Origin of the sequence: Nocardia callitridis, from assembly GCF_039543305.1 — a bacterium.
Taxonomy (GTDB): domain Bacteria; phylum Actinomycetota; class Actinomycetes; order Mycobacteriales; family Mycobacteriaceae; genus Nocardia; species Nocardia callitridis.
Map to the genome: position 1 here is coordinate 679,926 of NZ_BAABJM010000001.1, position 24,640 is coordinate 704,565.

At 68.3% G+C, this 24,640-nt stretch carries 1 protein-coding gene (running past one end of the window); it reads right to left on the bottom strand.

Going from position 1 to position 24,640, the window contains the following annotated elements:
* Positions 1–24,640: the 3' portion of a non-ribosomal peptide synthase/polyketide synthase gene (locus ABEA50_RS02975; protein WP_345493430.1), read on the bottom strand. The gene runs 20,045 nt beyond the window's last position; only the last 24,640 of its 44,685 coding nucleotides appear in the window; the start codon falls outside the window, past its right edge; the stop codon is at positions 1–3.

A 24,640-nucleotide genomic window follows, 5' to 3' on the forward strand; every position in this document is an offset into this window, starting at 1 on the left:
TCAGGCGGGCGGGACGATGCGGATTTCGGTGTCTGCTTCGTCCGTGGACTCACCGGGGTTGGTGAACCAGTGGGTGACTTCGTCGTTGGCGAGGTCGTCGGCTACGGGGCCGGGGCCGGGCAGGACCGAGAGGGCTCCCGCGGTGGCGGCGGCGAGGAATTCGTTGATCGCCGCGGGGCCGGAGGAGGCGGTGGTGTACGTGGTCGACTCGTAGTCGATGCCGTACTCCTCGCGTAACCGCTCGGCTTCGGCCAAGGCTTCGGCCTGTGTGAGCCTGCCTTCGGGGGTGATGAAGGCGGGATGTTCTTCGCCGAGGGGACGCACGCGGTCGGCGTAGCTGACCGGGTGGGTTGCGGCCGAGGACAATTCGGCTCGGACGTCCGCGTCGGACAGGTCGATCCAGCGGATCGAATCGTCGGTGCGGGGCTCGAGCGCGATGCCGAAGGTCGCACCGGCGGATGCCGTTTCGGCGGCATCGAGGTCACCGGCGAACAGGGTGGCCGCACCCGCCTTCTGCACCGCCCAGGTCGCGACGACGGCGTCCACCGAACGAGACAGCGCCACCGCGACGATGTCGCCGGGACCCGCACCTCGGTCGATGAGCACCCTGGCCAGCTGCGCCGAGCGCCGATCCAACTCGTGGAAGGCGATTTCGGCGTCGTCGACCAGCAGGGCAGGTGCCTGCGGATCCTCCTCGACCACCTCGGCCAAGACCGTCGCCACCGTGCGCGCACCGACCCGCGCCACCGGTTCCTGCGTGGAACCCGTTGCGGTGATCCCGGATTCGACCAACAGCTGCGCACGCTCGTCGGCATCGAGAATGTCGATGTCGCCGACGATCCCGTCGGTGGCACCGAGCAGCGCCTCCAGCACCCGCAGCAACCGCGTGGAGAAGGTGCGCACCTCGTCCTCGGTGAAGCGGCTCTCCAGGTACTTGAAGGTGATCTCGATGCTGGCCTCGGCCGTCACCAGGATCGTCAACGGGTAGTGCGTCGCATCGTTGGTACCGACGCCGGTGACCGAAACACCGTCGATGGAGCTGGCCTCGGCGAGCGCGTCCTTGTCCATCGGATACGACTCGAAGATCAGCAGGGTGTCGAATGCCGCACCGGCACCGGCGATTCCGAGGATGTCGGTAAGTCCGATGTAGTGGTGTTCGAGCAGATCCGCCTGATCGTGCTGCAGACCGGTCAGCGTCGCACCGACGCTCTTGCTGTCGTCGACGCGCAACCGCACGGGCAGGGTGTTGATGAACAGGCCGACCATCGATTCCACGCCGGGCAGATCGGCGGGCCGACCCGACACCGTGGCGCCGAACACCACATCGCTGCGCCCGGTGAGCCGCCCGAGCAGGATGCCGAGGGCCGCCTGCATCATCGTGTTCAACGTGACACCTAGCTCGGCGGCACGCGCGGTGAACCGCTTGGTGTGCTCGGCGTCGATCTCCGACACCAGCTTGCCGATGCGGAAGTCTTCTTCCGAATGCGGTTGCGGCGCCAGCGTTGTCGGCTCGGTGACACCTTCGAGCGCATGCGACCATGCGCGCAGCGAGGCGGCGCGGTCGCGTCCGGCCAGCCACGCGAGGAAGCTGCGGTAGGGGGTGACCCTCGGCAGCACGCTGGCGTCGCCGCGCACGGCGTAGAGCACCATGACATCGCGCATGAGCAGCGGCATCGACCAACCGTCCAGCAGGATGTGGTGGGTGGTGATGACCAAGTGGTGGGCGTCGGTGTCGGTGCGGAACAGGGTGAACCGCATCAGCGGTGCCACCGACATGTCGAAGTGCTCGGCCTGTTCGACCGCCACCAGCCTGCGCAGTTCGGCATTGCGGTCCTCGGCGGGCAGGTGCGTGAGGTCGACCTCGCGCCACGGCACCTCGACCCGGTCGAGCACCACCTGAACGGGGTTGCCGTCGGCATCGTTGACGAACGCGGTCCGCAAATTCGGGTACCGGTCGATGATGCCCTGGGCCGCGGTCCGCAACCGAGCGATATCCAGGTCGCCGCTGAGATCGATGATCGCCTGCATCGTGTAGACGTCGACGGTCGATTGGCTCATCAGTGCCTGGAACAACAGGCCGGATTGTAGCGGCGAAAGCGGCCACGCCTCCGCCAGTGCCGGGTAATCCCGTTCCCACACCGCGATATCGGACTGCTTCACCGCGACCAACGGCATGTCCGACGGGGTGAGACCACCGGCGTCGGGGCGCTGCGCGTGCGTGGCCAACGCGGTGAGCGCGGCGACGAACAGGTCGGCGAACTCCTGCACCCGTTCGCGGGTGAGCAACCCGGTCGGGAAGGCGAATGCCGCACCCAGTTGGGGTCCCTCGTCGCCGTCGCTGACGATCGCGTTGATATCGATCGTCGCGTTGGCGGGCATGTCCCGATCCATGTCGGCGTCGAGCGTCCCGAGGTCGGAGACCGGCACCCAGCCGATGTCGGCCAGCTGAGCGGGGATCTCCCCGGTCGACATGCGGCCCAGGTAGTTGAAGCTGACCTGTCCCGCATCGCGCAGGCGCGGCGCGGTCTCGGTGTTGAGGTGGCGCAGCAGACCGTAGCCGACCCCCTTGTCCGGCACCGCGAGCAACTGTTCCTTCACCGACTTGACGATCGCGCCGAGCGCGGCGCCACCGGCGAAGGCGTCGTCGAGGTCATTGCCGTCCAGGTCGAGAAGCACCGGATAGGCGCTGGTGAACCAGCCGACGGTGCGCGAGAGGTCGGCGCCTGGCACGACGTCTTCCTCGCGGCCGTGGCCTTCGAGTTTCACCAGTGCGGTACCGCCGGTGGATTCGCCGCGCCACTTGGCGAGGGTCATCGCGAGTGCGGAAAGCAGCCCGTCGTTGACGCCCCCGCGATACAGGCCGGGGATCGCGGTGAGCACCGCGTCGGTGACCTCCGCCGAGAGACTGACCTCGACCCGTTCCACGGTGGCGAAGGTGTCGATGGCGGGATCGAAGGCGCGTGCGCCGAGCAACGGATCCGTGGTGTGCGAAACCTGTTGCCAGAACGGCAGTTCCGCGACGCGCTCGGCCGAGGTCGCGGCCTCCACCAGGCTGTGTGCCCAGCGGCGCATCGAGGTGCCGTTCTCCGGCAGCGCGACCTGCTGGCCTGCCGACAGCTGTCCCCATGCCACGGCGAAGTCCGGGATCAGGATGCGCCAGGACACGCCGTCGACCACGAAGTGGTGTGCGACCACGAGCAGCACGTCACCGCGTTCGGGGCCGTCGAAGGCGAACCAGAGGAACTGCGCCATCACGGCATTCGCGGGATCGAGGCGTCCGAGCGCCGCGTCCAGCGCCTCGGTGCCGACGCGCTGGAGTTCGGCGTCGTCCACATCGGCGGCCAGCTCGACCCGGTGCACCATGGCGTCCACGTCGACCGCGCCGGGTCCGAGCGCCTCGAACGACCACTGCTCGTCGTCGCGACGCAGCCGCGAGCGCAACACGTCGTGGTGGTCGAACACCGCGGCGATCGTGGAAACCAGCAACTCGCGCTCGACGCCCTCGGGCAGTCGCAGCGGCATGGTCTGGGAGAACCGCTGATACGACGATCCCGAGCCGAGGATCTGCGTCATGATCGGCGTCAACGGAATGTCGCCGACACCGCCACCCGGCAGTTCCTCCAGCTTGACCTGCGCCTCGCCGCCGAACGTGGCGACCTCGGCCAAGGCGGCGACGCTGCGCCGTTCGAATACCTCACGCGGACTGAAGACCACGCCGCGCGCTTTGGCGCGGGAGACCAACTGGATCGACAGGATGCTGTCGCCGCCGAGCGCGAAGAACGAGTCGTCGACGCCGATCTCCGCGACGCCGAGCACTTCGGCGAACACCTCGGCGATGACGGTCTCGATTTCGGTGCTCGGCGCGCGGAATTCGCGTGCCGCCAGCACCGGTTCCGGCAGCGCCCTGCGGTCGAGCTTGCCGACCGGGGTCAGCGGGATCTCGTCGAGCACCACGATCGCCGAGGGCACCATGTGCGGCGGCAGACTGCGCGCCGCCGACTCGGTGAGCCGCTCGGTGTCGATCTCGTGACCGTCGGCTGCCAGCACGTAGGACACGAGAATCGTGGCACCGGCGTCGGTTTCGCGGCCGAGGGTGAAGGAGAACTCCACCTCGTCGTGTCCGGCGAGAACGGTATCGATCTCGCCGAGTTCGATACGGAAGCCGCGAATCTTCACCTGGAAGTCCGAGCGGCCGACGTAGTCGAGCTCCCACGCCACCTCGGGCACCGCGGCATTGCCCGCACGCTCGCCGGGCTCGGCGAACCAGCGCACCACGTCGCCGGTGCGGTACATCCGCGCGCCCTCGTCGCTCCACGGGTTGGCCACGAAACGTTCCGCCGTGAGATCGGGACGGTTGTGGTAACCGCGAGCCAGCGCACCACCGGCGAGGTAGAGCTCACCCGCGACACCCGGCGGCACCGGGTTGAGGCGGTGGTCGAGCACGAGCGCGGACATGCCGCGCACCGGTCGACCGATGGTGATGTGCTTGCCGGGGGTGAGACGCGCGTAGGAGGAGATGATCGTCGTCTCGGTGGGACCGTAGGCGTTGAAGTACTTGCGGCCCGGTGACCACTTGGCCAGCAGCTCCGGCGTGGTGACATCGCCACCGACAGAGGCGACTTCCAGCGCCTCCATGCCTTCGGTGCCGATCGTGCCGAGCACGGCCGGCGTGATGATGGTGTGCGTCACCCGCTCTTCGCGCAACAGCTGCGCGAGATCGGGTCCACCGATGATGCCGGAAGGCACGATCACCAGCGTCGCGCCGGTGTAGGCGGCACAGAGCCATTCCAGCACCGACGGGTCGAAGCTCGGCGAGCAGATGTGCAGGAACTTGTGCTGCGGCTCGAGGTGGTAGAGATCGGCCGCGACACCGACGAGTCCACCCATGCCCTGGTGGGTGACGGTGACGCCCTTGGGCATACCGGTGGACCCGGAGGTGTAGATGACGTAGACCGGGTCACGCATGGACAGCGGCTGGGTGCGTTCGGCGTCGAGCACCGGCGCGGGCGACTGGCTCGCGACCAGTGCGTCGAACTCGGGGTCGTCGATGCGCAGCCACTCGACCTCGCGCGGCAGTCCGTCGACGTATTCACCCGCGGTGATACCGAGTACGGCGCCGGAGTCGTTGATCATGTGCCGCTGGCGGTCCTCGGGGTAGTTCGGGTCGACCGGCACGTGCGCGCCGCCCGCCTTCGCGACCGCCCAGAACGCGGCGACCATCGCATACGAACGCGGGAACGACAGCGCCACAATGCGTTCCGGTCCGACACCCCGACCGATCAGTACGCGAGCCAGTCGCGAGGAGTACTCGTCGAGTTCCCGGTAGCTGATCGAACGACCCTGGTAGCGGATCGCGGTCTGCTCGGGGTCCAAGCGCGCGCCGCGAGCGAACAGGTCGGGCAGCAGGCCGGTGGCCATGACGTCCTCGCCGTGCACGTGGGTGAGGTAGTCGAACTCGTCGGCATCCAGCAACGGCAGGTCGCCGACGGGGGTTTCCCGGTCGGTGACGATCGCGGTGAGCAGTCGGGTGAACCGCTCGGCGAATACACCCACCGTGTCTTCATCGAAAAGGTCACGGGCGAAGGAGAACTCGGCGTACATGCCGGGTTCGTCCGTGCTTCCCGGTTCGGCGCTCGGCTGTGCCGCTTCCCGAATGGTCAGCGACAGATCGAATTTCGCGGTGTCGACATCGAAATCGACGGCGCCGACCTGCAAGCCCGGCAGCTCGAAGCTGGTGTTGGGCAGGTTCTCGAACGAGAGCGCCACCTGGAACAGCGGGTGGCGCGCGGTCGAGCGCTCGGGGGCGAGCAGATCGACCAGCCGCTCGAACGGGATGTCGGCGTTCGCGAACGCCTGTAGGTCGGTTTCCTTGGTGCGTGCCAGCAGCTGTCCGAAGGTGAGGTCGCCTTCGACGTGCGAGCGCAGCACCAGGGTGTTGACGAACATGCCGATCACGTCGTCGAGTTCGGCCTCGCCGCGACCGGCGATGGGGGTGCCGATGGCGATGTCGTCGGTGCCCGACATGCGTGCCAGGAACAGCGCGAGCGCGGTGTGCACCACCATGAACATGGTCGCGTTGTGTTCCTTGGCGATGGCGGCGAGCTGGCGATGCAGCGCACCCTCGATCGGGAACAGCACGCGCCCACCCTGGAACGACTGGATGGTCGGGCGGGTGCGGTCGGCGGGCAGGTTCAGCTCGTCGGGCAGTCCGGCCAGCGCGGTGCGCCAGTAGTCGGCCTGCTGGGTGATGAGGCTTTCCGGGTCGCTTTCGGCACCGAGCACCTCGCGCTGCCAGATGCTGAAATCGGCGTACTGCACCGGCAGTGGCGCCCAGCCGGGTTCGACGCCCGCCGAGCGGGCGGCGTAGGCGAGCATCACGTCGCGGGTCAGCGGCCCCATGGACCAACCGTCGGCGCTGATGTGATGCGCGACGAGGACCATGACGTATTCGTCGGTGTCGGTTCCGGCGATACGGAACAGGTGTGCCCGCAACGGCACCTCGACGGTGACGTCGAATCCGGCGGCGACGATTCCGATAATGCGATCCCGAATGTCTTCGGGGGCAATTGTTTCCGGCGTCAGGTCGGGGATCGCCTGCTCGGTCGGCAGGATCACCTGGTGTGCGATGCCGTCTTGTTCCGGGTACACCGTGCGCAGGGTTTCGTGCCTGGCGATGACGTCGCCGACCGCGTATTGCAGTGCGGTCGTGTCGAGTTCGCCGGTGAGCCGCACGGCCACCGGGATGTTGTTGACGGCGGAGGCGGTGTCGAACTGGTTGAGGAACCACATCCGCTGCTGCGCCAACGACAACGGCACTACGGCGGGACGTTCACCGGCCACCAACGCCTTGCGCCCAGCGTCCGCGTGCCGCTCGACCTTCACCGCGAGTTCCGCCACCGTCGGCGCCTCGAACAGCAACCGCACCGGCACCCGCGAATCGAGCCTCGCACCGATCCGTGCCGCGACCTGCGTGGCCACCAACGAGTTACCACCGAGTGCGAAGAAGTCGTCATCGGCGCCGACCTGTTGGATCCCCAGGACTTCGGCGTACACCGAGGCCACGATCTCCTCGATCGGGGTCGATGGCGCACGGAACGTCCGCGCTTCGAACTCGGGATCGGGCAGCGCCTTTCGATCGACCTTGCCGTTCACATTCAACGGCAACGCGTCCAGCACCACGAACGCCGAGGGCACCATGTATGAGGGCAGACTTGCCGCCAACACCGACTTCACGTGCGCCACATCGATATTCGACGCGGACGTGGCGGAGCTACCGAGCACCCCCGGTTCCGTCGCGGCATCGGACGCTGCCGCCTCCGTTGTCTCGGGCGCCGCCGTCGAACCATCCACATTCGTGTCGGCCCCGAGGGTCGGCTCTGCCGGTGCGTGACCGCCAGGGCCTGCCTCTCCCGCGTTTTCGATCGCCGCAGCGTCCGCACCGTCGACGGCGGCGGTCTGGGATGCCGCCGCGGCCGCGCCGATGAGATAGCCCACCAGTCGGTCGCCGGTCATCGGGTCGGACTTGGCGACCACGACCGCCTGAGCGACCTCGGGCAGCGCCGTCAACGCCGCCTCGATCTCACCGAGCTCGATGCGGAAACCGCGGATCTTCACCTGGAAGTCCGTGCGGCCCCGGTATTCGAGTTCACCCGCGCCGTTCCACGCCACCAGGTCACCGGTGCGGTACATCCGCGCGCCCTCGGCGAACGGATCGGCCACGAAACGATCCGACGTCAGGTCCGCGCGTCCGAAGTACCCGCGCGCCAGCTGTGCACCGGCGAGATACAACTCGCCACCGACTCCGGCTGGCACCGGACGCAACCTCGCGTCCAGCACGTACACCCGACTGTTCCACTCCGGCGCACCGATGGACACCGAAACATGGTCGTCGGTCGTCACCCGGTGGCTGGTGATCGACACCGCCGCCTCGGTCGGCCCGTACAGGTTGAACAACTCCGTACGCGGGTGTTCGCGCAGGAACCGCTGCGCCAGATGCCCGGGCAATGCTTCACCGATCGCGAGCACACGCCACAGCGAATCGGGGAACTCCGCCGAAGCCGTCAACGCGTCCAACATCGAGGGCACCACGTGCAGCGTGGTGACCCACTCGCGACTGATCAGCTCGTTCAGGTAACCGGGGTCACGATGGCCTTCCGGCGACGCGATCACCAACCGACCACCGCACACCGCCGCCGACCAGAACTCCCACACCGAGAGGTCGAACGTCGCCGCGGTCTTCAACAGAATCGCGTCCGCCGCATCCAACCCGAATTCGGCTGTCTTCCATTGCAACTGGTTCGCGATCGCGGAATGCGAGACCGCGACGCCCTTCGGCCGGCCCGTCGAACCCGATGTGAAGATCACATACGCCGTGTTGCTCGGCAGCAGCGGTGTCCGGCGGTCATCGTCGGTCACCGACTCGGCGCTCACCGCGCCCAAGTCGAGTTCATCCACATTCATCACGGGCGCGATAGCCGTGGTGAAACCGGTGTCGGTGTTGGTCAATACACAGACCGGTCCCGCGGTTTCGAGGATGTAATCGGTTCGTTCGGCGGCCTGATCGGGATCGATCGGCACATACGCGCCGCCCGACTTCGCCACGGCGTACATCGCGACGATCAGATCGACCGAGCGACGCATGCCGAGCGCCACCAGGGATTCCGCTCCCACGCCGATCGAAATCAGGTGCCGCGCGAGACGATTCACCCGCGCATCCAACTCCGCGTAGGTGATCGACGTACCGTCGTCGGTCACCAACGCGGTGTCCTTCGGACCCGCCGCCACCGTCGCGTCCAACAGCGACACCAACGTGGCCGACGAATCCACCGGGTATTCGGTCGCATTGCGCTCGGACACCAACGCTCGACGCTCGGCGGCCTCCAGCAACTCGATGTCACCCACGGCGGTACGCGGCGCGGCGATGACCGCTCGCAGCAGGCGCGCGAACCGGTCGACGAAGTCCTGCACCGTGTCCCGATCGAACAGGTCGGTGGCGTAGGTGAAGAACCCGGTGATGCCCTGCGGATCGCCCGTGCCGCTGTAGCGGTCGGTGGCGATCAGGTGCAGGTCGAATTGGGACAGCTGCGTGTCGATGTCAAGACCCGCCACGGTGAGCCCCGGCAGGTCCAGGGTGGACTGGCTCAGGTTCTGGAACGAAAGCCCCACCTGGAACAGCGGGTGACGCGCGGTGGAACGCACCGGGTTCAGCACCTCGACCAGGCGCTCGAACGGCACGTCGGCATTGGCGAAGGCCTGGATATCGGTCTCGCGCTGGCGAGCCAGCAACGCGGAGAAGCTCTCCCCCGCATCCACCTCGGTGCGGAAGACGAGGGTATTGACGAACATGCCGATCAGATCGTCGAGCACCGCCTCGCCGCGCCCGGCCATCGGAGTGCCGATGGCGATGTCCTCGGTGCCCGACAGGCGTGCCAGCAACACGGCCAGTGCGGTGTGCACCACCATGAACAGCGTCGCACCCTCGGTGCGGGCGAGTTCGATCAGCGCGCGATGAGTTTCGGCGTCGACCTGGAGTTCGACCTTGCCACCGGCGAACGACTGCGTCGCCGGACGCGGCCGGTCCGAGGGCAGATCCAGTTGGTCGGGCAGCTCGGCCAGCGCGTGGCGCCAGTAGTCGACCTGCTTGGCGGCCAACGATTCCTGGTCGTTCTCGTCGCCGAGCAGCTCGCGCTGCCAGATGCTGTAGTCCGCGTACTGCACCTCGAGCGGTGCCCAGTTCGGGGCCTCGCCCGCCGAGCGCGCGGCGTAGGCGACCATCAGGTCGCGGGTGAGCGGACCCACCGACGAGCCGTCACCGGAAATGTGGTGCACGACCATGGCGAGCACGTACTCCGCGCTGTGGGATTCGCCCTCGGTGTCGGCCGTGGTGGACGAGGGGTCGTTGATCTGGAACAGCGCGACCCGCATCGGCACCTCGACGGTGACGTCGAAGAGCGTCGAAACCACTGCCACGACGGCGGATTCGATCTCCGAAGGCGTGAGCACCGTGACCTCGAGCCGGGGCACGGACTGGGTCGGCGGCAGGATCACCTGTGCGGGACCGTGCTCGGTCTGCGGGTAGATGGTGCGCAGGATCTCGTGCCTGCTCACCAGGTCCGCGATGGCCGCACGCAGCGCTGGCACGTCGAGCGCGCCGGTCAACCGCACGGCGATCGGCACGTTGTAGGCGGCCGACTGGGTGTCGAAGCGGTTGAGGAACCACATGCGCTGCTGCGCCAGCGACAGCGGAATGTGCTCAGGGCGTGGCCGCGCGGTCAGCGCCGTGCGGCCGCCGAGCTCGGTCTGCTGCTCGACGCGCACGGCCAGTGCCGCGACGGTGGGTGCCTCGAACAGCAACCGCACCGGAACACGGGTATTGAGCGCCTCGCCCAGGCGCGCGGCGACTTGCGTCGCCAGCAGTGAGTTGCCGCCCCAGGCGAAGAAGTCGTCGTCGAGACCGATGCGGTTCGAGCGCTGCGGTTGCGGCGCTGTCTGCTCGGTCGCGGCGCTGTCGTCGGACTGCTCGATCGTGGGAGCGGCTTCGCCGCGTTGGTCGATGCGCAGCACCTCGGCGAAGGTGTTCGCCACGATCTGCTCGATCGGGGTGACCGGCGCGCGGAACACCGCCTTCTCGAAGGTGGGGTGCGGCAATGCCTTTCGGTCGAGTTTGCCGTTCGCGTTGAGCGGCAGCTCGTCGAGTCGCACGACCACCGAGGGCACCATGTAGGAGGGCAGCTCACCGGCGAGGGTGGTTTGCAACTGCCGCTGGTCGATGTCGGCCGGTTCGTCGGCGCCGGCCGCGACCACGTAGGCCACCAGGCGGTCGCCGATATTCGGGTCGTTGTGCGCGACCACGGTGGCCGAGCCGATCGACGGCTGACGCAGCAGCGCGGCCTCGATCTCGCCGAGTTCGATACGGAAACCGCGAATCTTCACCTGGAAGTCGGTGCGACCACGGTACTCGAGCTCGCCGTGACCGTTCCATGCCACGAGGTCACCGGTGCGATACATGCGCGCGCCCCGGGAAGGGTCGGCGCCGAAGGGATCGGCCACGAACCGGTCCGAGGTCAGATCGCCTCGACCGAAGTACCCGCGCGCCAACTGCGCACCCGCCAGATACAGCTCGCCCGAAACACCCGACGGCACCGGACGCAGCCGCGCATCCAGCACGTAGACCTTGCTGTTCCATTCCGGCGCGCCGATCGGCACCGACACCTGGTCGGCCTCGGTGACGGCGTGGCTGGTGATCGATACCGCCGCCTCGGTGGGGCCGTAGAGGTTGAACAGCTCGGCGGTGGTGCCACGCAGGAAGCGCTGCGCGGTGGCACCTGGCAGCGCTTCACCGATGGCGAGCACGCGCAGCAGCGAATCCGGCAGGTGCCCGTCGGATTCGGCGAGCAACGCGTCCAGCATCGACGGCACCACGTGCAGGGTGGTGACCTCGGTGTCCTGCATGAGGTCGTTGAGGTAGGCGGGGTCGCGGTGACCGTCGACGGCGGCGATCACCAGGCGCGCACCCGACACCGCGGCGGTCCAGAACTCCCAGACCGAGAGGTCGAAGGTGGCCGCGGTCTTCAACAACACCGCGTCGTCCGCGCCGATGCCGAAGGTCGTTGTCTCCCAGTGCAACTGGTTGACGATCGCGGCGTGCTCCACCGCGACGCCCTTGGGCTTGCCGGTGGAACCCGAGGTGAAGATGACGTAGGCGGTGTTGGCCGCGGTCAGCGGGCGCACCCGTTCGGCGTCGTCGATCGGGCCGTCGACGAACCCGTCGAGGTCGAGCAGGTCGATCGCCACCGGCTCGGTATCGGCCGAGGTGAAACCGTCCCTACCGGTGCTGAGCACGACGGCGGGAGCCGCGGCGCCGAGGATGTACTCGGTGCGCTCGGCGGGCTGGTCGGGATCGATCGGCACGTACGCCGCACCGGATTTCGCCACCGCGTACATGGCGATCACCAGATCGGCGCTGCGCCGGATCGCCAAGGCCACCCGGTCTTCGGTGCCGACACCGCGACCGATCAGGTAGCGGGCCAGGCGGTTGGCCGCGCTGTCGAGCTCGCCGTAGGTGAGCTCGTGTCGGCCGGTGGGCGCATCGGCGACCAATGCCACCGCGTCGGGCGTGGCGGCGACCGTGGCGGCCAGTAGGTCGCCCAAGGTCGAAGTGGCACCGGAGAATTCGTGCTCGGTGGCATTCCACTCGGTGAGGATGCGTGCGCTCTCTTCGGCGGCGAGCAGGTCGATCTCACCGACCGGCACGGTCGCGTCCGCGACCACCGCGTCCAGCACCCTGATGAACCGGTCAGCGAAACTCTGCACCGTCTGCTGATCGAAAAGATCAGTGGCGTAACCGAATTCGGTAACGATCTCGGCGGGTGTTCCGTCCTCGGTGTAGCGATCGTAGAGCGTGACGTGCAGGTCGGTCTTGGCCAGCTGCGAATCGAAGTTGACCGCGCTCACCGTCAGGCCCGGCAGCTCGAAGGTGGTCTCGGCCAGGTTCTGGAACGAAAGACCCACCTGGAACAGCGGATTGCGCGCGGTGGAGCGCACGGGGTTGAGCACCTCGACCAGCCGCTCGAACGGCACGTCAGCGTTGGCGAACGCCTCGAGGTCGCGCTCCTTGATATCACCGAGCAGATCGGTGAACCGGTCGCCGGGTGCCACCTTGGTGCGGAAGACGAGGGTGTTGACGAACATGCCGATCAGGTCGTCGAGCTCGCGCTCGCCACGACCTGCGATCGGCGTGCCGACCGCGATGTCGTCGGTGCCCGACAGGCGCGCCAGCAAGACCGCCAGCGCGGCGTGCACGACCATGAACAGCGACGCGTGGTTGGCGCGCGCCAGTTCGTGCAGCTTGGCATGGGTTTCGGGATCGATCTCGAAGCGAATCGCCTTGCCGTGGAACGACTGCGCGGGCGGGCGTGGCCGGTCGGCGGGCAGCTCCAGCTGATCGGGCAGGTCCGCGAGCGCGTTCTTCCAGTAGCCGACCTGCTTGGCGGCCAACGATTCCGGATCGTCCTCGTCGCCGAGCACGCTGCGCTGCCACAGCGCGTAGTCGGCGTACTGGACCGGAAGCGGCTGCCAGCGCGGCACGTCACCGTTGGTGCGCGCCACGTAGGCGGCCATCAGGTCGCGGGCCAGCGGCCCCATCGAGGAACCGTCGGCGGCCACATGGTGCACCGTGAACGCGAGCACATACTCCTCGGTCTCGGTGGTTTCGCTGGTCTCGCCCTCGGGAACGACGCGGAACAGGGCCACCGCGAGCGGCACCTGCTCGGTCACGTCGAAAGTGGTCACCGCGAAGCGGATCACGGCCTCGAGCAGACCGGCCTCGGTGACCTCGATCCTGGTCAGCGCCGCCGAGTCGGCCACGGTTTCGGACGCGGGCAGGATCACCTGGTGCGGGCCGTCGGCCGAACGCGGGTAGACCGTCCGCAGAACCTCGTGCCTGGTGAACACGTCGGCCGCCGCACGCTCCAGCGCCGCGACATCGAGCTTGCCGGACAGTCGCACGGCCAGCGGGATGTTGTCCACGGCGGAGGTGGTGGTGTCGAACTGGTTGAGGAACCAGTACCGCTGCTGCGCCGGGGACAACGGAATCCGGTCCGGGCGTTCACCGGCCGTGAGCACGGGCCTGCGGCCGGAACCGGCATTGTGCTCCACCCGCGCGGCCAGCGCGGCCACCGAGGACGCCTCGAACAGGTCACGCACCGCGAGCTGGGTATCCAGTGCCGCACCGAGACGCGCGGTCACCTGGGTGGCGACCAACGAGTTGCCGCCGAGCTCGAAGAAGTCGTCATCGAGACCGACCCTGCTCACCCCGAGCACCTCGGCGAAGGTGCTCGCGACCATCTCCTCCACCGGAGTGGCCGGGGCGCGGAAGACCTTCGCCTCGAAGACCGGTGCGGGCAACGCCCTGCGGTCCAACTTGCCGGAGGCGTTGAGCGGGAAGACCTCGAGCTCCACGAACGCCGAAGGCACCATGTAGCCGGGCAGCTCGGCGGCCAGCCCGCCACGCAAAGTGTCCACGTCGATCGAATGCTCTCGCGCGGCAACAACGTAGGCGACAAGTTGATCGCCGAGGCGCGCGTCCGAACGCACCACGGCCACGGCCTGCGCCACGGACTCATGTGCGGCGAGCGCGGATTCGATCTCGCCGAGCTCGATACGCAGACCACGCAACTTCACCTGGAAGTCGGTGCGGCCCAGGTATTCCAGTTCCCCTCCGCGCCAGGCGACCAGGTCACCGGTGCGATACATGCGCGCGCCGTCGACGCCGAACGGGTTGGCCACGAAACGATCCGCGGTCAGATCGGTGCGCCCGATGTAACCGCGCGCCAACTGCGCACCCGCCAGATACAGCTCGCCCGCCACGCCCTCCGGCACCGGGTGCATGCGCGAATCCAGCACGTACACCTGCGTGTTGAACACCGGGGCGCCGATCGGGACACCCACGGTGTCGGCGTCGGTGACCTCGTGGAAGGTCACGTCGACCGCCGCCTCGGTCGGCCCGTACAGGTTGTGCAGGCGCGCGCCGGTGAGTTCACGCAAGCGTTGCGCGGTCACCGAGGGCAGGGCCTCGCCGGAGGCGAATACCGCACGCAGACCGGTGCATTCCTCGATGCCCGGCTCGGCGACGAATACCGAAAGCATGGACGGCACGAAGTGCACGGTGCTGACGCGCTGCTCGATGATGGTGTCGATCAGGTACTTCGGGTCGCGGTGGCCGTCGGGCTTGGCCACCACCAACCGCGCACCCACCTGCAACGGCCAGAAGAACTCCCACACCGACACATCGAACGTCGCCGGCGTCTTCTGCAACACCACATCATCCGCAGCCAACCCATACACCGACTGCATCCACACCAAACGATTCACAATCGCCCCGTGCGACACCGCCACACCCTTCGGACGACCCGTCGAACCCGACGTGAAAATCACATACGCGGTGCTGGCCGGTGTGAGACCGGTGCGGCGCTCGGCGTCGGTGACCGGTGCGTCGGAGTACTCCGACAGCTCCAGCGTGTCGAGGTGGATCGCCTCGCGGCCACCGGTATCGAACTCGTCGGTGGAGGTGCTGAGCACCCGGATCGGGCTGGCGATATCGAGCACGTAATGGCTGCGCTCGGCCGGGTGATCCGGGTCGAGCGGCACATAGGCGCCACCGGCGACCGTGACGGCGTACATGCCGACCACCAGATCCAGCGAACGGCGCATGCCGAGCGCGACCAGGGTATCGGGGCCGACCCCGAGTGAGATCAGGTGGCGGGCAAGGCGATTGACCCGCGACTCGAACTCCGCGTAGGACAAATTTGTCCCCTCGAAGGTCAGCGCGATGGCCTCGGGCGTGCGCCGTGCCTGCTCCTGGAACAGCGAAGCCAGCGTCGCGGTGGGGTCCACCTCGTGTGCGGTGTCGTTGCGCGCCACGACGAGTTCGACGCGTTCCGTGGCGTCGAGCAGCTCGACATCACCCACGGCGCGTTCGGGATCGGCGGTCACCGCGCGCAGCAGCGTCACCAGTCGCTCGGCCACCCGCTCGATCGTTTCGGCGTCGAACATGTCGGTGGCGTAGGCGAATTCGGCGGCCATCCCGTCGAGGGCACCGTTGGCGTCGCGCCGGTCGGCCAGGTTCAGGTGCAGATCGAACTTCGCCGTGATCACGTCGAGCGGGATGCCCGCGACCTCGAGATCGGGGAGCTCGAACGACGTCTCACCGGTGTTCTGGAACGACAGCATCACCTGGAACAACGGATGCCGTGCCTGTGAACGGGCGGGGTTCAAGATCTCCACCAACCGCTCGAACGGCAGGTCGGCCTGGCCGAAGGCGGCGAGATCGGTGTCCTTGGTGCGCGCGACCAACTCGGCGAACGACCCGGCGGCCTCGACCGTGCTGCGCAGCACCAGGGTGTTGACGAACATGCCGATCGCGTCGTCGAGCACGGCCTCACCACGCCCGGCGACGGCGGTGCCGATGACAACGTCGTCGCTGCCGGACAGTCGCGAAAGCAGCGCCGCGAACGCCGCGTGCACCACCATGAACAGGCTGGCGCTGTTGGCGCGGGCCAGTGCGTTCAGCTCGCGCAACAGTTCGGCGTCGATCCCGAAGTGGTGTACCCCGCCACGGTTGGAGGCGACCGCGGGGCGCGGGCGGTCGGTGGGCAGGTCGAGCTGGTCTGGCAGCCCGGCCAGGTGCGTGGACCAGAACGCGACCTGCTGGGCGATCAGCGAAGTCGGGTCGTCCTCGGAGCCGAGTGTCTCTCGCTGCCAGAGCGCGAAATCGGCGTACTGCACCGGAAGTGGTTGCCAGGTGGGCACTTCGCCACGCGAGCGCGCCGCGTAGGCGATCATCACGTCGCGCGCCAGCGGGCCGACCGACCAGCCGTCGCCGGAGATGTGGTGCACCACGAACACCAGCACGTGGGTGTCGGGTTGTGAGCCGTCCATCGAACCGGCGACCCGCAGCAACGCGGCGCGCACCGGAACCTCGGTGGTCACGTCGAAACCGGTGAGGATCAGCGCGCCGACCCGCTCGGCGATCTCGGACTCCGACACCTCGATCGGGGTCAGATCCACGATCTGCTCGCCGACCGGCGCCACCACCTGCACGCCGTGACCCTCCGCGGTCTGCGGGTAGGTCGTGCGCAGCACCTCGTGCCGGTCGATGACGTCGGTGACGGCTTGGCCGAGCGCGTCGGCGTCCAGCGATCCGGTGAGCCGGACCGCGAGCGGGATGTTGTTCACCGCGGTCTTGTTGTCGAACCGGTTGAGGAACCACATCCGCTGCTGGGCCAGCGACAACGGGATCTGCGCCGGGCGGGGGCCCGCGACGAGTTCACGTCGGCCACCGCTGCCGCGATGGGCTTCCAGCCGCACGGCCAGTGCGGCCACGGTCGGCGCCTCGAACAGCGCGCGCACCGGCACTCGGGTGTCGAGCGCGGCGCCGAGCCTGGCCACCACCTGGGTGGCGATCAGCGAGTTGCCGCCGAGTTCGAAGAAGTCGTCGTCCGCGCCGACAGGACGCTGCCCTTCGGGGGCGACGAGGCCGAGCACGTCCGCGAAGGTGTCGGCGACGATCTCCTCGATCGGTGTCGAGGGCGCGCGGAATTCCCTTGCCTCGAAGGCGGGTTCGGGCAGTGCGCGCCGATCGAGCTTGCCGTTGGGGCTCAACGGCATGGCGTCGAGCACCACGATCGCCGAGGGCACCATGTAGGAAGGCAGGCGCCCGGCGAGGCTCGTGCGCAGGCTGTCGGTGTCGATCCGCGCGCCGGTCTCCGGCACGACATAGCCGACGAGCCGGTCGCCGGCATGCGCGTCCGAGCGCACCACGGCGACCGACTGCGCGACGGAATCGTCTGCCGCCAAAGCGGTTTCGATCTCACCGAGCTCGATCCGCAGACCACGCAACTTCACCTGGAAGTCGGTGCGGCCGAGGTAGCGGATCGCGCCGGAGCGATCGCGGGTCACCAGGTCACCGGTGCGGTACATGCGCGCGCCGCCGGGAGTGAACGGGTTGGCCACGAAGCGATCCGCGGTCAGGTCCGTGCGGCCGAAGTAGCCGCGCGCCAGCTGCGCACCCGCGAGATACAGCTCACCGGCGACACCGGTCGGGACCGGATGCAGCCGCGAATCCAGTACGTAGGCTTGCGCGTTCCACACCGGAAGACCGATCGGCACCGCGCCGTCGACCTCGTCGGCGACGGGTCCGTGCGTGGCGTGCACGGTGAACTCGGTGGGGCCGTAGAGGTTGTACAGCGCCGCCGAGCTGACCTTGCGAATCGCGGTCACGGCCTCGGCGGTGAACGCCTCACCCGCGACGAACAAGGCCCGCAGCGAATCCAATGCCGATGCGGTACCGGCAGATTCGGTGTGCGCTACGCCGTTCGTCCGCGCAGCGGCCTCGGAGCTCGCCTGGAAGTTCGCCTCGACACCACGATCGGCTGCGGCACTTTCGTCGCCGGAGCGCCCGTTGACGCCAGCGTCAGCAGCGTTTTCCGCGGTGGAGCGGTCGGTGCCGACGACGGTCGAGACACGGTCGGAGTCCGTCGCGCTTTCGGCGTCGGCGACACCCCCGAGGTCGTCGGGGCCAGCGCCAGCGGACTTCCCGTCGACGACACGGCTCTCGGTGCGGCCACCATCATCTACAGCGTCGGAGGCGCGGTCGACATCGGTAGCACCGTCGGCGTCCGAGACGTCGCCGTCGGCAGCACGGGCAGAGCCAGCGGGCTTTTCGTCAACGCCGTGGTTTTCGTCGGTGTGGCGACCACGGGTGGCGTGCACAGCGGTCGTGCCGTCCTCGGCGTCGCGTGCGGCCACGGCGGCGCTGCCGGCGCTGCCTGCCGCTCCGGTCGCCGCGAACACCGTCAACATCGATGGCACGAACGAGGTGAGCGTGACGCGCTCGGCCGCGATCACCTCGGCGAGGTAGTGCGGATCGCGGTGGCCGTCCGGCGTGGCGACCACGATGCGGCCACCGGTGCTCATCGGTCCGAACAGCTCCCACACCGATACGTCGAAGGTGGCGGGGGTCTTGAACAGCACCACGTCATCGGCGTCGATGCCGTATTCGCCGGTGATCCAACGGATCTGGTTCACCACGGCGGAATGCGGTACGGCCACGCCCTTCGGGCGGCCGGTCGAACCGGACGTGAAGATCACGTACGCCGGATGCTGCGGGCGCAGCTGCGCGTTGCGCTCGGCGTCGGTGACGGGGGCGTCGGAGTACTCGCCGAGATCGAGCTCGTCCAGCACCAGGGTGCCCGGCCGGTCGAGGCCGAATTCATCGCGCGCCGTGGTCAATACACAGATCGGGTCGGCGGAGTCGAGGACGTAGTTCACCCGATCGGTGGGCTGGTCGAGGTCGAGCGGCACATAACCGCCACCGGCCTCCTGCACCGCGTAGATCGCGGTCACCAGGTCCACCGACCTGCGCACGGCCAGTGCGACCAGCGTCTCCGGCCCGACGCCGGTCTCGATGAGCTTGCGAGCAAGCCGGTGCACGTCGGCGGCGAACTCGGCGTAGGTGAGCGTGCTGCCCTCGGCCGGGTCGACGATCGCCACCGCATCCGGCGTGGCGCGCACCTGCGCGGCGAACTGGTCCACCAGGGTGCTGGCGGCGCCGAGGTGGCGCACGGTGGCGTTGTAGCCGAGCAGTTCCTGCTCGGTCTCTTGTCCGTCCAGCAGATCGATCTCGCCGACGGCCCGATCCGGCTCGGCCACAATGGCTTTCAGCAGCCGATCGAAACGCGCCGCGAACCGCACCATGGTGTCGTGATCGAACAGGTCGGTGGCGTAGATCAGCTCGGCGGCGATCCCGGCGGCCGAGACACCCGCGGCGTTGGCGGCGCCGCCCTCGACGGGCGCGTGCTCCGACAAGACCACCTGGAGGTCGAACTTGGCGACATTGATATCGAGATCGACCGCGCTGACCGTCAATCCGGGCAGCTCGAGCGAGTTCTGACCGAGGTTCTGGAAGGCAAGCATCACCTGGAACAGCGGGTGGCGAGCCTGCGAACGCGTCGGGTTGAGGATCTCCACCAGCCGCTCGAACGGCAGATCGGCGTGTCCGAACGCGGCGATGTCGTTGCCGCGCACGGTCCGCAGCAGGTCGGTGAACGAGGTCTGCGCCTCGACCGGTGTACGCAACACCAGCGTGTTGACGAACATGCCGATCAGGTCGTCGAGCGCACGCTCACCACGGCCCGCGACCGGGGTGCCGATGGCGATGTCGTCGGTACCCGAGAGCCGCGCCAGCAGTACCGCGAGCGCGCTGTGGGCGACCATGAACAGCGTGGTGCCGCGGGCACGCGCGAGTTCGGTGAGCTTGCCGTGGGTTTCGGCGTCGATCTCGAAGGCGTAGCTCGCGCCGCGCCCGGAGGCGACGGCCGGACGCGGCCGATCGGCGGGCAGGTCGAGTTGCTGTGGCAGACCACGCAGTGCCTGCGACCAGTAGGCGATCTGACCGGCGATCACCGATTCCGGATCGTCCTCGGCGCCGAGCACGGCGCGCTGCCACAGCGCGAAGTCGGCGTACTGCACCTCGAGCGGGCGCCACGCGGGTTCGCTGCCGTCGACGCGGGCCGCGTACGCGGTCATCACGTCCCTGGTGAGCGGTCCCATCGAGAAGCCGTCGGCCGAAATATGGTGCACCACAAGGGCGAGCACGTGTTCGGTGGGGCTGATCTCGAACAGTCGCGCGCGGAAAGGCACCGCGGCGGTGACGTCGAAGGCGGTGAGCACGATCTGCGCCAACTGTTGCGGCAGTTCGTCTTCGGTGACGTCAACCGGCGAGAGATCAGGGATCACCTTGGCGGTCGGCACGGTCTGCTGGTACGGGGTGCCGTCGATCTCCGGGTAGAAACTGCGCAGCGACTCGTGCCGCGCCAACACATCGGCGACCGCCACCTGCAATGCCTGCCGATCGAGCAGACCCGACATCCGCACCGCGGCGGGAATGTTGTCGACGGCCGATTCCGGGTCGAAGCGGTTGAGGAACCACATCCGCTGCTGGGCCAGCGACAGCGGCACCTGCTCCGGCCGCTGTTGCGCCACCAGCGCAGCACGGGCACGCGCGCCGGTTCCGGTTTCCGCGCGGGCGGCCAATGCCGACACCGACGAGGCCTCGAACAGTTCGCGGACGCCGATATCGGTGTCCAGCGCGGCCGAGAGCCTGGCCGCGACCTGGGTGGCCGAGAGCGAGTTGCCGCCGAGCGCGAAGAAGTCGTCGTCGAGACCGACGCGTTCGACGCCGAGCACCTCGGCGAAGGTGCTCGCGACTATCTCCTCCACCGGTGTGGTGGGCGCGCGGTACACCGCGGCCTCGAACACCGGCGCTGGCAACGCCTTTCGATCCAGCTTGCCCGAGGCATTGAGCGGAAGCGCGTCGAGCACGATGATCAGCGCGGGCACCATGTAGGCGGGCAGTTGCTTACCGATGTCCTCGCGCATCAGCTCGGTGTCGACCGGAACGCCCGGCGCGGCAACCACATACGCGACCAGCTGATCACCCGTGTGCTGATCGCCGCGCACCACGACCACCGACTGAGCGACCTCGTCCAGGCCGGTCAGCGCGGATTCGATCTCGCCGAGCTCGATGCGCAGACCACGCAACTTCACCTGGAAGTCGGTGCGGCCCAGGTATTCCAGCTCACCGTCGCCGGTCCAGGCGACGAGGTCGCCGGTGCGGTACATCCGCGCACCGTCGACGCCGAACGGGTTGGCCACGAAACGATCCGCGGTGAGGTCGGCCCGTGCCACATAGCCGCTGGCCAGCTGGGCGCCCGCGAGATACAGCTCACCCGCGACACCCACCGGCACCGGCCGCAGCCGGGCGTCGAGCACGTAGACCTGGGTGTTGTACACCGGAGCGCCGATCGGCACGGTCTCGGTGTCGGCGTCGGTGACCTCGTGGAAGGTGACGTCGACCGCGGCCTCGGTGGGTCCGTACAGGTTGTGCACAGTGGCACCGGTGAGCTCGCGCAGCCGGTGCGCGGGCTTCGGCGCGAGCGCCTCACCGGAGGCGAACACCATGCGCAGCGAAGTGCACTGTGCCGCAGCGCCATCGGCGACGAACACGGCCAGCATCGAGGGGACGAAGTGGGTGACGGTGACGCCGCTGGCGCCGATGATCTCGGCGAGGTAGGCGGGGTCGCGGTGGCCGTCGGGCTTGGCCACCACCAACCGCGCACCCACCTGCAACGGCCAGAAGAACTCCCACACCGACACATCGAACGTCGCAGGCGTCTTCTGCAACACCACATCATCCGCAGCCAACCCATACACCGACTGCATCCACACCAAACGATTCACAATCGCCCCGTGCGACACCGCCACACCCTTCGGACGACCCGTCGAACCCGACGTGAAAATCACATACGCGGTACTCGACGCCACCAGCGGCACCCGCCGATCCGCGTCGGTGACCGCGGTATCCGACAGTCCGCTCAGGTCGAGCAGATCGATGCGCACCTGCGCGGTGTCGATGTCGAGGTCGGTGCCCGAGGTGAGCACACACACCGGATCGGCCGTCGCCAGAATGTATTCCGTGCGCTCGGCCGGATGATCGGGATCCAGCGGCACGTACGCGCCACCGGCGACGCTCACCGCGTACATGCCGACGACCAGGTCGATGGAGCGCCGCATACCAAGCGCCACATACGACTCCGCGCCGACACCGCGCGCGATGAGCCAGCGCGCCAGCTGGTTCACCCGCTCGGCGAACTCGGCGTAGGACAGAACTGTCCCCTCGAACTCGACCGCGGGTGCTTCCGGCGTCGCCGCCACCTGGCGGTCGTACATCGACACCAGCGTCAGTTCGCTGGTCTCGGCGTCGGCGCCGAGCAATGCGGCGGGTTCGAGCGCGTGCGCGGTGTCGTTCCACCCGGTGACGACCTGCGCGCGTTCGGCGGTATCGAGCAGTTCGATATCACCCACCGGCGCTTCCGGTTCGGCGATGAGCGCGTCGAGTACCCGAATCAGGCGGTCGGCGATGCGGCGCACCGTCTGCTCGTCGAACAGGTCGCGCAGGTATCCGGCGCGGATGCGCAGTTGCGAATCCAGTTGCGCGATCAGCGTCAGCGGATAGTGCGTTGCGTCGGCCGCGTCGAGCCCGATCACGGCCATGCCGTCGATGTCGGCCGCCTGCTGGCGCAGACCATCGGCGTCCACCGGGTAGGACTCGAACACCACGAGGGTGTCGAACAGGCCACCGACACCGGCCGCGGCCTGGATATCGGCGAGCCCGACGTAGTGGTGATCGAGCAGGTCGGCCTGCTCGCCCTGGGTCCTGGTCAGCAGTGAGCGTGCCGACTCCGCCGGGTCGAAACGCACCCGGACCGGCACGGTGTTGATGAAGAGACCGACCATCGATTCGACGCCGGACAGCTGGGCGGGACGGCCGGAGACGGTGGTACCGAACAGCACATCGTCGCGGCCGGTCATCCGGCCGACCAGAATGCCCCACGCGGTCTGCAACACGGTGTTCGGCGTGACACCGAGCGAGCTGGCCAGCGCGGTCATCCGCGCGGTGGCCGTCTCGTCGAGCTCGAACAGGTATTCACCCGACAGCGCGGTGATTTCGCGGCCCGCATCGGGGCGGGTGAGCAACGTCGGCTCCCCCACGCCATGCAAGGCCTTCCGCCATGCCGCGACCGAGGCCGCGTGATCCTGGCGCGCGGTCCACTCCAGGAAGTGCCTGTAGGAGCGGACGGCGGGCAGGGCCGAGGTGTCGGCGTGCGTGGCGTACAGCACCAGCAGGTCGCGCATCAGCAGCGGCATCGACCAGCCGTCGAGCAGGATGTGGTGGTTGGCCACCACGAACTGCCAGCGGTCGGCGGCGACCTTGATCAGTGTGAAACGGATCAGCGGCGGCTGCGCGAGGTCGAAGCTGGTGGTGCGGTCGGCCGCGATCAGGTCCGCGGCGTCGCCGTCTTCGGTCCTGTCGTGCTCGGCCCATGCCACGCGCACGCTGTCGAGCACCACCTGCACGGGGTTGCCCTCGGCGTCGGTGACGAACGCGGTGCGCAGGTTCTCGTAGCGGTCCACCAAAGTCTGTGCGGCCGAACGCAACCGGTCGGCGTCCACGCGACCGGTGAGGGTGAGCACGGCTTGCGCGGTGTACACGTCGACCGAGCCCGCGGCCAGCCGTGCGTGGAACAACAGGCCACCCTGCAGGGCCGACAGCGGCCACACGTCGACCAGTGCGGGCAGGCGGCGTTCCCAGGTGTCGATATCGCGCTGGGTGGTGCGTACCAAACCGAAGTCCGACGGGGTGTGCCCGCCCGCGCCGGTCGAGTTCGCGTGCCGGGCAACGGCTTCCAACGCCGCCACCCACAGGTCGCCGAATTCGCGCACCTGATCGGCGTCCAGCAGCGTCGACGGGTAGCCGATGTTCGCGGTCAGCTTGTCGCCGGTGACGATGGCGTTGACATCCAGCGGTGCCATCGCGGGCATGTCCGCGTCGTAGGCACCACCGAGCGCAGCGAGCTCGGGCGCCGGAATCCAGCCGAAGCCGCGCAGGGCATCCGGCACATTGCCATCGGTAACCCTGCCGAGGTAGTTGAAGCTGACCTGGCCGGGCAGCTCGGTGGGCAATTCGGCCGCGGTCTCGTCGTTGAGGTAGCGCAGCAATCCGTAGCCGACACCCTTGTCCGGCACCGCGAGCAACTGTTCCTTGATGGCCTTGAGGGCGGCGCCGAGCGCGGGGCCGCCGGTGAGCGCGGCGTCGATATCGATGCCGGAGAGGTCGAAACGCACCGGGAAGATCGCGGTGAACCAGCCGACGGTGCGTGAGAGGTCGGCGCCTGGCACGACCTCTTCCTCACGGCCGTGACCCTCGAGCCGGATCAGCAGCGAGTCTTCGCCCCTGGTTCCCGCTCCGCGCGCACGCCACTTCGCGGTGGCCAGCGCGAGCGCGGTGAGCAGACCGTCGTTGACGCCGCCGTGGAACAGCGCGGGCACCGTGGTCAGCAGGGCCTTGGTGACCTCGGCGGACACCTCGACCTGATGCTTCTCGATCACGCCGGAGGTGTCGACGGCCGGGTCCATCGGCCGCTCGGTGAGCAGCGGGTCGGCCGCGTCGACGACCGAACGCCAGTAGTCGAGTTCGCCGACGCGGGTCGGGCGCAGGGCTTCGCGTTCGAGCGCCTGGGCC